General features: G+C 31.4%; 17 protein-coding genes and 1 pseudogene. All 18 read right to left on the reverse strand.

Annotation, left to right across the window (positions count from 1 at the left end):
• Positions 1-27 precede the first annotated feature (27 nt).
• Positions 28-260: pseudogene (locus BDD30_RS04960) on the reverse strand (group II intron reverse transcriptase/maturase); the annotation flags it as partial.
• Positions 261-468: 208 nt separating this feature from the next.
• Complete coding sequence (locus tag BDD30_RS04965) at positions 469-1,683, reverse strand: HlyD family secretion protein (RefSeq protein WP_015833440.1); 1,215 nt, start codon at positions 1,681-1,683, stop codon at positions 469-471.
• Entirely contained in the window at positions 1,676-3,340 is a 1,665-nt protein-coding gene (locus BDD30_RS04970) for an ATP-binding cassette domain-containing protein (protein WP_015833439.1), read from the reverse strand. Before BDD30_RS04970 ends, BDD30_RS04965 begins: the two co-directional genes overlap by 8 nt.
• 128 nt (positions 3,341-3,468) lie before the next feature.
• Positions 3,469-4,215: a nucleotidyltransferase domain-containing protein gene (locus BDD30_RS04975; protein ID WP_015833438.1), complete on the reverse strand. Its 747-nt coding sequence runs from the start codon at positions 4,213-4,215 to the stop codon at positions 3,469-3,471.
• 85 nt (positions 4,216-4,300) lie between these two features.
• Positions 4,301-5,110, reverse strand: coding sequence for a glycosyltransferase family 2 protein (locus BDD30_RS04980; RefSeq protein WP_015833437.1), 810 nt, complete (start codon positions 5,108-5,110; stop codon positions 4,301-4,303).
• A 25-nt stretch (positions 5,111-5,135) separates the two neighbouring features.
• On the reverse strand, positions 5,136-6,026 hold the full coding sequence (locus BDD30_RS04985; protein ID WP_015833436.1) for a glycosyltransferase family 2 protein: 891 nt from the start codon (positions 6,024-6,026) through the stop codon (positions 5,136-5,138).
• A gap of 37 nt (positions 6,027-6,063) precedes the next feature.
• Complete coding sequence (locus BDD30_RS04990; RefSeq protein ID WP_015833435.1) at positions 6,064-6,768, reverse strand: hypothetical protein; 705 nt, start codon at positions 6,766-6,768, stop codon at positions 6,064-6,066.
• The gene (locus BDD30_RS04995) at positions 6,769-7,989 is read right to left on the reverse strand and encodes a glycosyltransferase (protein WP_015833434.1); all 1,221 of its coding nucleotides are present in this window, start codon (positions 7,987-7,989) and stop codon (positions 6,769-6,771) included.
• 19 nt (positions 7,990-8,008) lie between these two features.
• On the reverse strand, positions 8,009-8,212 hold the full coding sequence (locus BDD30_RS23040; protein WP_041381664.1) for a hypothetical protein: 204 nt from the start codon (positions 8,210-8,212) through the stop codon (positions 8,009-8,011).
• A gap of 45 nt (positions 8,213-8,257) precedes the next feature.
• Positions 8,258-8,872: a rhomboid family intramembrane serine protease gene (locus tag BDD30_RS05000; protein ID WP_015833433.1), complete on the reverse strand. Its 615-nt coding sequence runs from the start codon at positions 8,870-8,872 to the stop codon at positions 8,258-8,260.
• Between the two features lie 21 nt (positions 8,873-8,893).
• Positions 8,894-9,607 (reverse strand): hypothetical protein, encoded by a 714-nt coding sequence (locus BDD30_RS05005; RefSeq protein ID WP_015833432.1) that lies wholly within the window; start codon positions 9,605-9,607, stop codon positions 8,894-8,896.
• Positions 9,604-10,002: a hypothetical protein gene (locus BDD30_RS05010; RefSeq protein ID WP_015833431.1), complete on the reverse strand. Its 399-nt coding sequence runs from the start codon at positions 10,000-10,002 to the stop codon at positions 9,604-9,606. Before BDD30_RS05010 ends, BDD30_RS05005 begins: the two co-directional genes overlap by 4 nt.
• Positions 10,003-10,573: 571 nt before the next feature.
• Positions 10,574-11,959: an FAD-binding oxidoreductase gene (locus BDD30_RS05015; RefSeq protein WP_231849193.1), complete on the reverse strand. Its 1,386-nt coding sequence runs from the start codon at positions 11,957-11,959 to the stop codon at positions 10,574-10,576.
• A gap of 132 nt (positions 11,960-12,091) precedes the next feature.
• Positions 12,092-12,622, reverse strand: coding sequence for an isopentenyl-diphosphate Delta-isomerase (gene idi, locus BDD30_RS05020; RefSeq protein WP_015833429.1), 531 nt, complete (start codon positions 12,620-12,622; stop codon positions 12,092-12,094).
• Between the two features lie 15 nt (positions 12,623-12,637).
• Positions 12,638-13,381 carry a geranylgeranylglyceryl/heptaprenylglyceryl phosphate synthase gene (locus tag BDD30_RS05025; RefSeq protein WP_015833428.1) on the reverse strand — a complete coding sequence of 248 codons (744 nt, stop codon included), beginning with the start codon at positions 13,379-13,381 and terminating at the stop codon, positions 12,638-12,640.
• Positions 13,382-13,416: 35 nt separating this feature from the next.
• Positions 13,417-14,577: a hypothetical protein gene (locus BDD30_RS05030; RefSeq protein WP_015833427.1), complete on the reverse strand. Its 1,161-nt coding sequence runs from the start codon at positions 14,575-14,577 to the stop codon at positions 13,417-13,419.
• 1 nt (position 14,578) lies between these two features.
• Positions 14,579-15,427 carry a radical SAM/SPASM domain-containing protein gene (locus BDD30_RS05035; RefSeq protein WP_015833426.1) on the reverse strand — a complete coding sequence of 283 codons (849 nt, stop codon included), beginning with the start codon at positions 15,425-15,427 and terminating at the stop codon, positions 14,579-14,581.
• 762 nt (positions 15,428-16,189) lie between these two features.
• On the reverse strand, positions 16,190-16,777 hold the full coding sequence (locus BDD30_RS05040) for an ankyrin repeat domain-containing protein (RefSeq protein ID WP_015833424.1): 588 nt from the start codon (positions 16,775-16,777) through the stop codon (positions 16,190-16,192).
• Position 16,778 lies beyond the last annotated feature (1 nt).

Raw genomic sequence — 16,778 nt, forward strand, 5'->3', positions numbered from 1 at the left:
ACACATATTCAGCAAGAACTGAACATTACGATTGAGCCACCGGTAGATCATTTTCACACTTTGGTAGATAAACTGCCCAACTCGTCTCTAGTTATCAGATATGCCGTGATAATTTATCCAGCTTCTGTCACTCTGATGACGATATTGAGGGCTTACCATTTGTCGGTGCTGAGGTTCTTCCAGAGGAAGTCCCTGAGTCCCTTCAATTTAGCGGCGAGACAGTCTTTTCGGCTGGTTAATTTCAGCCGCCAGTGTCCTTTCTACGGCGGGAATTTTACCTACAAGATCAGTACAGCTTTGCCCAGCGCACAGTTCACTACATTTTTCCTTTAGCGAGAAAGATGTCTGCTATAGCAACTGACCATCAAGACGGTAGCTTATTAGTTAAATCCAAGATTTATTCATACTGACACTAAAACACCTGTAAAAATAACTTTTTCAACAATATCACATTAAGTAATAAAACCATTAAGCAACATATGGAAACACTATTTCATATATATATTCATACAGATTAACTTCATCCAAGATGATAAACGCCTTGATTGAATTACCAAACTCTAAATCAAAATCCCTTTTATCAACAATATTAATCACAATTTCAGCCGTACCGTTTTTTACGCCAAATATAGTCTCAACCTTCCCTTTTATTGCCCCATACTTGAGATAATCATAAGCATCCATTTTTAATTCTACGCTCTGTCCAATTTTAATCTTTCTAATATATTTTTCACTAACAACTCCTTTTGCTATAAAGTGATTACCATCAGGATATATAGTAAAAACCAACTCTCCTTTTTTTACCTGCTTAGGCCTGATGCCATTAATATTATTAAACTCAACCTTACCATCAGCTTTTGCAATTCCTTCTATTCTCAACTTACCATTCTTTATACTCTCTATCCGTGTGTTTTTTACATTCAACTCTGAGACAAGAACAGAGAGTTCACCTCTTAACTGGTTAAGCTCCATATCTAACTCTTTATATTTGGTTGCTCCAATTATGTATCTACTCTGCTCATCATCTAAACTGTATTTTCTTTTCTCTAAGTCTAATATATCAGATTCAAGATTAATCAAGCCACGACGTGATGAAAATAATTCCATTTTATATTTAATAATATCTTTCGTGGATAAATAATTATTATTATGCTTTAACAATTTATCTACAAAATTCATCTGTTCTCTGTAGCTTTGACTAAAAAAATCATAGTCATCCCTATGGTCATTCAAAATAGAGTCTATATTTTTTAATTCACTTTCATTTTTATTAAACTTAAAATCTTCATAATTTTTTTCAATCTTCATCCGTTCATAGACATTATCTATATACTTTTCCATCGCATTAATTTTTGTATTATCTCGTTTTATATTTTGCAATAAAATAGATTCAGCCTCCTCTAAATCTGGATTAATCGCATTATAAATAGAATCTCCTTTTTTAATCACATCACCATCACGAACATTATAATTTTTAATGTCTATATCCTTTTCTGCATAAAATAATACAGGTTCTGGTGCGGTTTTAATAAAAGCATTTTCTAAAACAACTCGCCTCTTTATAGTCACAACAAAAGATAAAGCAAAACATATAATCAGCAAAAAAACTGTTATACTTATAATTAATTTATATTCTTTATGCAGTTCTGACTTAACTTCATTATTAGAGTTTAATTTATTCATTAAAAGCCTCTAGTTTGAAGAAATCATAGTCCTTTTCACTTTTCAACTCTAACACTTCATGATTTTCACAATCGATAGTAAAATCATGAGCGACATAGAATATAATACAACCTTCTTTTTCTGAAATTAATTTACTTACGACTTTAGCATTTTCATTATCAACTCCTCTAAATATTTCATCAAATATCAATACCGATTTATCTGACAGATAACCTCGTAAAAAGAGTAATACTTGTCTTTGTCCTTCAGAAAAGGGGTTAACCTTATCACTAATAACGGTATCTAGTTTTTCAGGCAGGCTATCTATTGTCTGCCATAAATTTAATTTTTTAAGCATACTCTCAACTTTATTCCTATCAACGTCTCTTCCTAATGTAATATTTTCAATAATACTTGTAGTAAAGAGTATATCTTGTGGGAAGTATGCAGCGCATTGATTTATATGAATTTCAGGCTTAATAGTTTTATCAGAAACATAAAAATTCACAGATCCATTTACAGGTGGAATCAAGCCAATCAAAGTCTTACATAAAGTTGTCTTACCAATACCATTCTGTCCTATTATTTTATATATCTTATTACTTTGAAAGGTAAGATCCGGAATTTTACAGACGATATTTCCATTAGTACCAATATGAAGATTCCTCACTGTAATTTCGTCTACACTAACAATATTATCATCTAATTCAGTATTCAATAAACTCTCATCTACAACATTATTCCCCATGAATTCTTTATACCTTTCAAGAGTAATACTTGATCTTTTCAACTCCATAAAAGAAACTAAAATCTGCATTGTATGTTTTAGAGACATTTCTGTAAAAGCAATTAATGTCAACATTATACCTAGTGAAAAACTACTATATCTAATAATGCTAATAACCATGACACATCTAATAACAGTACCAATGATTGTGTTAACTGTTAGAGTTTTACTTTTCACACCAGCAACAAGTAATGCAACATTTTTCTCCCTATTCAAAAAATCATTCATCCTGTCAACACATCTATTCAGAATCCTGTTTCGATAATTATTGCCTCGTATCGTTTCCCTTCCTCCAATAATATCATCCATAATTGAAAGAAAATTTGATTTAATTTTAAAACGCTGCTCTTCTAAAATAATCATTTTCTTGATAGACAAAAAATAGAGAACCACCAGCATAATTATTCCTAAGATCAAGAAGCTGACAACTAGAGGACTAACATATAGCACTATGATTGATAATATTAAAATCGTAACAAGCTTAACAATAATATCTATTAGCAGAGTCAAATAATACTTTTTAATATTTTGAGCATCATAAATCCTTTGAATCAATCCACCTTTATTATAATCATTCAATATAGATAATCTTGTAGTAATCAAAGCAAGTAAATATTTATCTAAATAATAATAGTCCAAATATTTTTCCAGTGATGCTCTAAAGCGAGCAGTCAAATAAGTTAGTATCATATTGAATGATTCATATAATAAATAAGATATCATAAAGATAAATAAAAAACGCAAGTCACCTGATGATATAACCGCGTCAATCAGATACTGCATAAAAAATGCAGCAAAAGAACTAATGACACTTAATAGTAAAGAGTATAGTAATAAAGATTTTATATAACCTGTCGCAAAGTTATCCTTCAATGTCACATCCATTTTCATGCTAAATTCCTGGATAATATTAATATAATTTACAACAATGAAATAACCGTGAATTCAACAACAAGTTAGTTCATTATCCAATTAGAAAACCTAATTAAAATACATATAGCACTATTTTGGAATATTATTTAGTTATCAACCACATTCAGTATGTTCATAATGCCCTGACTCACAAATTTTTCATCAGAATTTGTTTCACCACCAAGAAGCATAATAACCTCTCTATAAAGAAAATCTATTTCCTTAATTCTTGTTTCTATATGATTAGGGCTCATTGCCAGTGAGAAATGCTCAGCAAAACTTTCATCAATATCTTTGAGCTGGCTAATCATTTTGCGAAAACCTTGCAGCCCCCAATGACGATGAAGTCTGATATAAGAATCTGCAATATTGAGCAAAAACTTAGAACATGCAAATTCGAAAAATCCAAGGTCATCTTTCACTTGATGTACCTTCCGGTATAGGCTTTCAATTAGCAATGCACTTTTCCTTCTATTTTCTATAGAAAATGTTTCTACAATAGGCGACTCGACTATAGAATAGGTTTTTAGTTTCAATTCTCTTGCTATATTTTTATTATCAAAAATAATCTCTGAATCCAACATATGCTTTATTGTTGGTCCATGCTTATAAGATAAAAGTTTTACTAAAGATTTTTCTGCCATATACCGAAGTTCAAATTCTACTTCACGATAGACTACCTTCTTTCTAAATAAATCAATTTCACTTCCATCTATAATAAGCAAGTCAATATCACTGCTTCCATTTTTATATTTACCTGTAAAATATGATCCATATCCAAGAATAGCTAAGACTTTTTCTTCTCTCTTTATTTTTTCTACAATTTCTTTTAAGCATTCTTTAATATCGTCCATGCTACCTCTCTTAGAGTATCTGTCACAAAAAATATAAAAATCATTCACTGGAAACTACAGCATATTTCACATCAAAACATTTCAACTATTTTAACTCGATTTCATTCAGGTGAAATCGAACATCGTTAGGTTTGTTCATATACTCTGATAATGGTAAGTTACTCTTTATTGTATTTCGTAATTGATCTAGCTTCTTAATATAATTTAATCTAGTTTCTGATTGGAATCCAGTAACAGACGATGTGGTAAGAGAGCTTTCTCTTTCTATCTTTACATAGAGGGGACGGTTAATATTCCTGACCTTTACACAATGAATAGCCCTAAGTAAAAAATCATCATCAGCAGCAATTCTAGTTGTACCATCAAAACCACCAAGGGTACGAAATATACTAAATCTAATTAACTGAGAAGGTTGAAAACTCAGATACTTCTTACCAAGTTGATGTGCAATATAAGGGATTCTATAAAATTTCTTAATGCGAAATGAGTTAACCGTATGGAAATTTTGGTAGAAATCTATATATGAAGAACCTAATATATCAATATGACTATTTTTGTTCATCAGATTATACAGGCAATCTAGTCTCATTGGTACAGAATAGTCATCTGCATCATGAAAGGTTATAAATTCAGTATCAATTCTATTGATGATATCATTTTTCAATCGATAAGTCCCGACATTAACATCACTCCTAAACAACCTAATGTTTAAATTAGTTTTACTTGCTAAATATTCTAAAACATATTGGAGCTGTATATAGTTGTCTTCTGATGAATGATCATCAGTAACTAAAATCTGCACATCACTCAAACAAGTTCTCATTATAGACTCAATAGCACTAACAATAAGTATAGGCTGATTATAATGGGGGATTAGTACAGAAACTCTACTCATGTGAGCTACTCATTTAAAATAATTATCAGTTATTCAAATTACAATGAACACCTTCAACTACAACTCCAAATTGGCGAAATATCTTTATTAAATAATGTATGTACAGGTTTGGATGCCAAAAGAAAAAACCAATCCTCACAATAGTAAATGGGATAATGAGAGCAGTAATCCATACCTTACTCAGTTCATTATTATTAAATATCCTATAATTTGTTCTTCCTACTCTAAAACTTCTTTTTAATACCCAAAAAATATTTGCACGATTTTGGTCGTAGAATTCATAGGCCAGTGCATCACGGCAATAAAAACAGCTAATCCCAATTTGCTTTGCTCTATGGAAAAAATCCGTATCCTCTCCTCCTGTAACACCAAAATTCAAGTCAAACAGCTGCTCCTTCATCGATTCATATACTCGGCGTACAATAAATACATTACAAGTGCTGACATTTATATCTTTAGGATCTGATGCTAATAAGTCTCGGTAATAAAATGAAATTTTTTCCATCCATTTTCTTTTTTTATCCAAAAAAATAGGATAAGTGTTACCTTGTATCACATCAGCATTTGTCTGTATCTGGCATTCAATAAGTGCATCTAACCACCGAGAACTAACAATCTCATCATCATCAATCATAGCAACTGCATCGCACTTATATGTTTCAAAGGCCAAAGTTAACAGTATATTTCTAACTAATGAGATATTTTTATCTTCAACAAGAATGACATCAATATGGAAATTAAAATCATCTTTGATTTCATTGATCATGTTAAAAGACTCTTGCTGAGAAGAATCGTTATCTGCCACAATGACAGTATAGTTATTTAATGTCTCTAATTTTTCAATGGATTTCAATAAACGTAATAATGATGAACTACGTTTATAAGTAGGAATAAGAATTGCTATTTTCCGTAACATCCATTACCTCCTAATAAATTTAACTATAATGAAGTCATTATACTCTATCTTTCTGAATGTATTTTAAATTAAACGTATCTCTTAACCATTTAAAATCATTAATGGTTGATAACAAGAATTCCATATTTTCAATATTTTCCTCATAAAAATGAGCAGCATCATTAGCTCCTTTTAATATCCAATCACCAAATTCTATCCGAGTATCAATTAAACTCCATGCCGTTAATCTTTCTTTACGGATAATATCTTCTTTAGGATTTTTCCTTGGTATACTGAGTTTTATACACTCTCGAAAAGCAGCTCTCCAGGAATGGAAACTACTTGTGTTAATAACTGTATCTGAAGCAACAATATTGACTACGTGATAATTAGGACTAAGAGATATGGTCATATCTCCAGAAAAACTTTTAACCTCCTGAAACAACATTTTATTAAATAATTTCACACCTCCATTCCCATAGCATAAGCGATTAACTGAGTTAACACTTCTCCATACATAGGCCGCAGTTGAGCATAAAGGTTCCACTGGTAACTCAAAATTAAACTCATCTCTAATTCTATTGTCTCCGTCTACAACAAAAAACCATTTAGCCATTACAGAATCAGCAGCAACTTTATGAGCTTTTAAGATACCATTGACACCATGAATTCTTTTTGCATCAGGAAATCTATTTTTCAAATGATTCCAATTAGATTCAGCACATGGTTCATCATAAGATATAAAAACAATGTCATATTTCATCTATATTCCCCCCTCAGCAAATCCATCATTAAGTATTATGTTAGCTAAATGTTTACTTTGAATATTAATATTGAAATCATTCATTATTTTTTGATGTGCATTCGTCCTTATAATATCTTTATCCTTTTTGCTCAACTCGTCTATATATGATATTTTTTCTGATAAATCTACAATATCTCCTTCATTGACAAGAAATCCATTGACATTATCTTCAATTAACTCAGTAATCCCACTATGGTAGGTAGACAAAACTATCTTTTTCATAGCCATTGCCTCCATTAATACCACCGGTATACCTTCCATGTCACCAGAGTGAGATGTTTTGGATGGAAGTATTAAAACATCTGCGTCTTTCATAAAATCTAAGACTATGTGATGGGGTTGAAAACCATGCATTTTTATATGTTCATTCAAATTAAGTTTTAATATTAATTCATAACAATATTCATCGAGTTCCCCATCGCCAACAATGTCTAAAGCAAATGACACTTTACTGCTTATTCGTGCTAGAGATAACAATAAATCAGGCAATCCTTTTTTTTCTGTCAAACGGCCGACAAAAATTATCTTCATTTTTTCTTTATTAGATTCATTTGGATATAAAAATGAAAGAGCATCAATATCAACCCCCAGATGTAGCACCTCAACATTGGTAGGATGACATCCTAGATTAATAATTCTATTACGCATATGTTCACAAACTGAAAAAATTTTATTTGCTTGGTCAAATAAAGTTCCATAATGACTTCCCAGATCACTAAGACTCTTTTCTTTAGTAATTTCATATGCATGTAATACACTATATAGTGCATTCTTAATATATCCATATTTTTTCAATTGTGCCGCCATGATACTAGCCATACCAAAATGGCTTATAACGATATCATTAGATTTTATTTGTGACGGATTGGATAGAAATTTAAATAACAAGCGTTTACGGTAACAATTTCGTTTAAATAAACTCATTCGAGAAAATAAATAACCAGAGATTATAGAAAAATAAATGAATTTAAATATTGCATATATAGGATGAACGTTTTTTATATCTTCTAGACAAACATAGGGAATTATAGAATCATTGGCACAGATTGTATCACTAGATTTAGAAACAGATACAACTCTTACATTAAATCCTACTTTCTTCAAACTGATAATCTGTTGATGTACAAAAGCTTGTGTTAAGACTGGATATTCTTCAAGAAAAAAAACTATATCACGCATAGAAGATCCTTTTCTTTTTCTACTCGTTATCTTTCAAGTTACCTCTTTGTTGGCTGCACTCACTCACCCCGGCCACAGAATTATCTATGCTCCCAGGGATTCGCCCCCTTGCCGTCGCGATGCATCTTGAAATCCATTGGGTATATATGGTTAAACAGAGCCACATTAACATAGAAATTATACTGTAATCTATTCCTTTAATTTTTATCACAGCGGGTTTCATAGAAAATCCTCACATTATCAATTTATTCGTGGATAATTATTATTTTCAAATAGCAATATTATCAAAATAAGATTTATTTTTCCTATAGAAAAACAAACTCATTGTAAGCCCAATACAAATAGAAAGAACATGGCCTGGCTTCGGGTAGTGAGCATAAATAAAATCTAGAACTATTGCCGGCAGCATGGAAAAAACAACAGCAAACTTTAATATACTAGAGGTATGCTCTTTGACAAAAACCAACAGCAATGCAAAGGAGGATACGCCCAAAACAGCTTGTGATGCTCCCGTACCAATATTCCAAGGGTAACTAACAAAGTTAGTGCTATAAAGAGTTCCCAAGGCACCAGCAGTAAACCATAAAACTAATAAAAATTTAGATCCAAGATGTTTTTCTAATAAAATTCCCAGTATGGAAAGTGATAGCACATTGTAGACCATATGCAGTTGTTTAACATGTATGAACTGAGAAACCAGAAGTCGCCAATACTCAAATTCATATAATCTATTTGGTGTTAATCCTCCATATTTCTCTAGATCTATAATACTCATTTTACCGATAAAGCTATCTGTTAATGAATATGAAACAAATGTGGAATAAACAATTGTCACACATACTATAAATACTGTTGTTATAGGAACTTTTTTAATTTGGAACATTCAATACTTCCTTCATAATCATTACATGACATCATAAATTATATCAGATAAATCTTTAAGTGTAACATCTATATCATCAATTTTACTTGATTCTATGTTACGCTTAAAGTTAGTAACAATCTCAGGATTGTCCAACCATCTTTTTATTAAGCTAGGCCCATTAGATTGATTTTCAAAACAAAAACCAAATTTTCTTTTGTTTGTCAACTCTACTATCCACCTTTCCATTGGTAACCCAGAGAAATGTACTAAAACCGGTAAATTGAATCTAATTGATTCCAATACTGTATTTGGACCAGATTTAGAGTATAGAAATGATCTGTTGTTTGTTGAAGCCTCTAGTGCCAACTTTAGATAATCCTTATTAGCTAATGTATTATAAATATATGCTCTATCTGCATATTTTCTATTTAAATCTATGCATTCATCATACAATTTCTTATTCGAAACAATAACCATGAAAATTTTAGGTTTCGAAGGATGTTCGAAAGAAGTTTTTAATACATCAAAGTAACCTTCTTCACATCCATTGCAGAGAATTAAAATAGAAGGAATATCCTTCTGCTCGATTTGATAATTTGAAACTGGCTTAAATAATGGAACAGTCTCTAATCTATGAAATTTTTTAACCATATCAGAATTTGGGTAATAACTTGTAGTTCTAATCGTCAAATCACTACTAAAATGTTGATGTATTTTAATATCTAACAAACCAGGATTAGTTATGAGGTTCACAGTTTTGAAATCAAAGTCGAATTTTTTTTGAATGCATGGACTACTTTTGCAATAATGCCTTTTGTCGATATAATTAACGATGGAAAATCATTTTCAATGACACTCGATAATGATTCATTTAATACCTGCTCATTATTGAAATTACTAATCCATGAATCAATATCATCTATCAACTCATCATATAACTTCAATTTAATGTAAGGGGCATAGTAACTTGCAGCAATCTCTTGCATCCTTAATCCAAACTTGCTGAACACAGGCACTAATTCATCAAAACAGATTAGCTCTGCAGAAAAAATCTCTTTACTGGCTAGTTCTGACTCAATTTTTTTTGCTGCTTCATAATTTCCTATTCTCCCCCAAGTTCTCATGCAAATAATCAATATCTTCTTCATTTAAGTAATATCCCCACAGTAACTCATTAAATAACGTTTCATAATTTTGCTACACATGGCCTTCTTCAACCCACTGTTATACATAGAATTATTGGTGGTATAAGATGTAGCACTATTTTGGAATCTTATTTAATATAAATTCAAAATCTAATATAAATTCACAACTTTCACCTGATTGAGTTTTAATATATTTTCTAGGCAGGATTCACTATCTAATAGTATTAATATATATGTTACAAAATTTCATCTAATTATCTAGTTGAACAACACGCACGATTAGCAACTAGAAAATAAAGTTTCTTGTTGTATGAATGATAAGTGCTCAAGATAAATTAATTGCAAATGGTCTCCGTAACCTTCCAATCAAGTCTTTAATTCATACTTCCTTATCGCACGAGCAAGCCCGTCCTTCGTGTACGGACCTCCCCGTACTCGTGATTCAAAGCAAGTTGTTGCAACATGATTCATTCAAGCTCAGAAAGGACTATCTTCGATTTCATAAAAACAGGTGGAAAGTCAGATTATCATATTACCCATTATAACAAGAATGCAGATAATTTATCTGATTAACTTAGTTCATTTCTATACTAAAAAAATCATAATTATTTACGATTCCTTTAGGATCCAGACGTTTCTTGAGTGCTAAAATTTTTATATAATCATCTCCATATATTTTTATTTTATCTTCATATTTCATTTCATGCCATCCCGCAAGATAAGGCCGTCCTTCATTTAAAATACACTCTTCTAATATTTGACTATGCAATAACTTTAATCTTTCATATTCTTCTCTTTCGCTTCTAGGAAACGTAAAGTACACCCCAACCCCGAATACAATTCCACTCATTTTTTTTGATATTGGTTCGAAAGGAAAGAACTTACTTAAACTAGGACTTTTCTTTAAAATTATAAGAAGCCTACCTTTATTCCTTATAAAAATGTCATTGTTAATTATTTTGTTTAATAGAAAATTAGCAAAAGCCATAATATTATTCTGATCAACACAATAATCTCCCCAAAGATTGACATGCTCTCTATTCCAGAGATCATGCCTATAGGCACCAAATGTTCTTCCTCTATAATCACTTACTGAATGGTATTTGTAGCCTATACACCCTGTTACTTGACACTCTAATACCTTATTAATAATATTAGTCTGAACAGAATTATTGCTGAGAACCATATTAACATAGTATCTGCCTCGATATAATTGACAGGTGACAGCCTCAATATCCAGATTGGAATATTCAGATATAAGTATCAAAAAATTCAGTAAATGAAAAACCCCTTCAAACTCTATCACATAAAGTATGTTCTCTACTCTTAATGGGATTGCCTCAAAAGTCACATCTTCAATAATACCAAGTATTCCTAATGATACGAGTCCGAAATTATAAAGTTCTGAGTTTGAATCTTCTGAACATCTATGCCTTTTCCCATCAGGTGTTATTAGCGTATACGATTGAATACACGATGCTTGACTTCCATATAGATATGAATCTTCTCCATATCCACCAACAGAAAGTGTTCCTCCAACAGTCGTATCAGGATGCCTAGTCAAAATAGGAAATGATAAGCCATTTTTTCTCAAAAAATACTCAACAGACAACCATGTTTCAAAAGCTGAAACTTTAAACTTATACTCATCTATTTGTTCAAATACCGGATTTTCGACTGATACTACTAATACAATTCCCTTTGAAAGCGATTGTGTACCAAAAGAATGCCCAACACCACGTATATTTACTGGTATCTCATTTATATTACAATAGTGAATTATATCTATTATTAAATTTGTATTTTTCACACAGACAACAGCAAGCGGTGATATTGAATACATTCCACCAAAGTTTGTACAAAATGTTGATAAATATTCTTCCGTCAATATAACAGAAACTCCACACAATTGACTAAGATCATTATAAATTTTCTTTTTTTTATGCCAATTAGCATTCATTATTCCAGCACCTAATTTTATTCTATAGTTAGAAAACAAGGTATACTTTTATGAAAACCTATCAAAATAGAGGATATTTATTATCATGCAGACTTATATTATACCCTTGATTAAATTCTCTATACATTCTAATCAGTACAATTTATCAAAGTAGTTCTGTAATATATCTGTCCACTCTTTCTTAAACCAAGGTGTACAAAACTCTTCATTATTATTAATGTATTCTTGGACATCTTTAATATTAATAAAAAATCCCTCTGATACTTCTTCTGGGTTTTCCATTGGTAGTGCATCAGTAAAAACAATAAAGACATGACATAATTCATGTTCATATCCTACATCTTTATATTTTTCTTTATATTGGAACTTATATATAAACTTTGGTTCTTCATTTATTACAATACCTAGTTCTTCTTCCGCACGTCTCATCACGGCATGAGAAATTTCTTCATCCGGTCTCGGGTGACTGCAATATGAGTTAGACCAATATCCGGGCCAGAGTAATTTAGACTGTGCTCTCTGCTGAATGTATACCTCATCTTTTGAATTAATAATAAAGCAGGAAAAGGCTCGGTGAAGATAATCACCGTCTAAATGAGCGTCAATCTTATTAATACATCCGACTCTATTATCATTCTCATCGACTAAAACAACATCTTCCATATTAGAAATTCCTCATTAATATCTTCTTTCTTTATTTAATATGTTTATAGCATTGTTATTCCAATTGACTTCTTCAAATGTAGTTCCAATTGAAACAAAATCAGCACCAGAATATAACAAGTTATCTACCTGCTCAGTGTTTGATATTCCTCCACTAACAAACAACAGTATATTATCTCCAACAAGAGATTTTACAAAACCGCATATTTCATTAGAAATTATACTGTATCTTGAATAAAGGTAAAAAACCTTCAACAAATTAAAATCTATACCTTCCAATGCTTTAGAAATACTTTCTGTTGAGTGATCTACAGTTTTTGAATAAACAAACTTTTGAGACTTTTTATCATTGCCTAGAACAAGAGCAGCAGAGCTGATTAAACAGTTGTCGCCATACTTTTCAATACTCTGCTTGATGGACTCTCTCTCTAATGATAAAGAGCTGTAGTATTCCATATTGGAATTTATCACTGATGTGGCAAAAAATGCATCTGCGAGAGGTGATGAAGGAAATCCGTTTGGTTTCTGAGGAGGAAAATGCGTTATGATAGGGATGGTTTTAATCTTTGATGCAGCAGCTATAAAGGGAGCTACTTTCATTTCAAAGTTTTCACAATCCGTACTAGCTACTATACAAAAAGGAGCATATTTTTGAAATATTAATAATCTATTTATATTTATTTCATAATTAAATTTAAATGGATCGATAATAGGGATTATTGACTTTCTACATGAAGTCATATATTTGTAAATATCCATAGTAAACTCTATTTTAACGTTATTAATTTAATAACCTAATTTGACAAAACAATTTTATTAATCAAATAAAGATTTTTTTCTTTCAAACTTTTAGTTTTTTCCCAAGAATATGCAGACCATGCTATTTCTCTTAACGGATTGCCTGAAAATCTTCTAATAAACAATTCAATCAATATGACTACATGCCATATTAAGAATATAAATTTAAATACACTTTTTATAATATTATCTTTAATAGATACATTGATAAACATGGCTGGGAACAACCCATTGAACTGAACTTCTTTCAAATAATACAAGCACTTATCCAATGGATAATCAGCACAATAGACTACAGTGCTAATAATGGATCTACGTATACGGAAATATGTATCTTTAACATTCCCTCCAACATAATGTTGACATATAGATTCCTCCACGATCCTCATATTATTTTGAGGATTTTCTAATTTCATGTCTAATAATTCAAAAAAGAAAAAACCATCATCACAAATATATCTAGCAGGAATCAAATTTTTTATTGATGAGACACCTACCATCATACAACAGCCATGTGGATATTTTGTTTTCTTTGTAGACATTTTATTTTTAGCAAAATTCAAAAATTTTGAAGTAGGATATTTTTTCGGTGTCGGGTATTTCAATGCACCAGAACTCCCTATAAACTCTCTGCGGCGAAGATCTTCATACAGGTGTAAAAATGCATCATCAGATAGAATAACATCATCATCCATCCATCCAACTGCTGAACAGTTTATCCTTCTTGCTAAAAGAACCGTTTGATTTATTGAATATGCTTTGCTTCTGACATCTGTAAGAAACAGTATTAACTTGTCGTAAACCTCATTTTCATTCAAAAGCTTTTGAACACTATCAATAATATCTTCTCTATGATTATAGTTAGACTGAATACTAACCATTAATACAGAATTAAATTTGATGCATTGTTCTATTCCTCTTTGAATTGCTTCTAATATCTCAGATTTATCACATCGCCCCCATAGTGTCGGCAACAATATGATACTATCTACATTTTTTATATAAGATAATTGTGCACACTCCTTCAATTCTACTTCATAACAACACTCATCACTAAAATGTAAATATATATCTTTATGTTTCGAATAGTTCCAATTATTCCCTTTTACATAACATTTGGATATTTGCTTTTGCATTACCTCAAATATATTCATCATGTTATACCCCAACAAAATCACAATATTCACATATTCCGACTCTATTTCTATTCTTTAATTGTGCTCTAATTTCATTTAAATTATTTGAATTCCATATCTCAAGAATGCTTTGATGGTTAAGATCTCCTATAATGGCTTCTTCCATCCAATCCTGACAGCACAAAACAACAGTACCGCTGAATGTTATTGTGAGTTCAGTAAATGGTTTTACACATGAATTATTTAGAAATACCTTCTTTTTTTCACCAATATTTCCAGCACGATTTGTCAAGCTTTCATAGTCATTTCGTGTTACAAATATTAAATTATCAATAATATTCTCCTCCCATTTTTTTATTTTCTTCATTACTATTTTATCATCAGTATAGTCATTCACTATTAACTCAGCATATTGACCGAGCTCCCTCGCAATTTCTTCCTTTAATAAGGAACCATTTGTCTGAATAACTATTTTTGCATTTGTTTCATTTTTTATCTTTTTAGCCCAATCTATAATTCTCTTATCCATCAATGGCTCATTTCTAAAAAACAAACTAATATAACCATTAAAGTCTTTTAACTGCTCCACTATTTTATCAAATAATTCTTGCTGCATTTTCCCTTGTTTCATTTTGACTTTATTTGTGGGACAAAATGAGCAAGAATAGTTACAGCCACTTCTTGTTTCTATTTGTATAATCTTAGGGAAATCTGGCACATCTAATTTACTACTTATTAATTTAGATAAAAATGACTCTATGAATTTTGATTTGATATACTTCCTATTTATACCACTAATTGTATTTAGAACACCTTTCCTTTTTATTCGACTAAAAATATAGCGGATTTTTTCTTTATTTATAACATTCATCTTAGTAAAATATCCTCTTTATAAATTTTGACTCAATATGTTAAGTTAATTAGATAAATTATCTGCATTCTTGTTATAATGGGTAATATGATAATCTGACTTTCCGCCTATTTTTATAAAATCGAAGATAGTCTTTCTGAGCCTGAACACAACTGTAGATATGGGAATAAAATCATGACACACGCTACCACTCATGGATTATAGGCTCCAAAATCCTAGGACAGCCCCAATAGTTATTCATGACAAATGTGTAGTGTAGTATCCATTTTGGCACGCTACCGCTCCTAGACAGTTACCCAGTACTTATAGAATTCGTTTTTCCTCTAAATAACTAATTAATGAAACTTTAAAAAAACACTCCATTAATCCAGAAATCAGCGTAGGGTAGATCACGAATAATTAACATTTATACTTAACTATTAAGATTTTTAAAATGCAAACGTGATGAAAAATAAATTTATGTGAGAACCTCTAAATACTTCCCTTGATCGCGAAATTGAGCAAAATACAAACAATGGTCGTTCCTGACAAGGTAACCTCATCAGATGATTCACTCTTCTCAACAAAAATATCCTAGTACAGGTAATTTACCTAAGTGCTATGCTTACTTATTGGAAACATTAAGCATGTTTGAATTACCAGCGAAGCTTCCTGACAGAAAATATCCGAGAGTAGTGAGGCGTAAACCACAAAAATACCCGGTAAAAAGGGAAGCCAGCCAGTTTAACTGACTGGCATTAGGCCAAATAGCCCGTTTTTATCTTACTTCAAATAATACCGGCTGACTTGCTGCGCTTTCAGCCAATGATTGACTTTATCATATTCCGCTTGCATCTCACGGCTCCGCACTTTTAGCGGTGTGAGATTGAGATACATCTGGAACGTTGATTGCTGCTTGTTTTGCAATTTAGGATCAGCGCCTGACTTCAACAATATCAGCACCAGTTCCGGCGAATTAACTTTGGCTGCAATATGTAACGGAGTATCCCCAATCCGATTAGCCTGATTAGGATTAGCGCCGGCAGCCAACAATAATTCAACCTGCATTTTTCCCCCTACCTGAACCGCAACTTGTAAAGGCGTCGCTAAGGTTACAGGATGCATAATATTCACATCAGGCGCTACTGATAATAAAGATTTGAGATAATCAGAGTTGCCAATTTTCGCAGCCGTATGTAAAGCACTTTCTTGTTGCAAACCAGGTTGAGTAGGATCAGCGCCCTCTTTCAGCAAATTATTAACATCATCCATTCTCTGATTGAATATAGCCCATTGTAACGGAGTTATATTTTCTTCACTCCACTGACAATCCAGTTCCGATTCAGGCTCAATTACTTCACCAATTTTCATC

The organism is Photorhabdus asymbiotica (assembly GCF_003634575.1).
In the GTDB taxonomy this organism is placed as follows: Bacteria; Pseudomonadota; Gammaproteobacteria; order Enterobacterales; family Enterobacteriaceae; genus Photorhabdus; species Photorhabdus asymbiotica.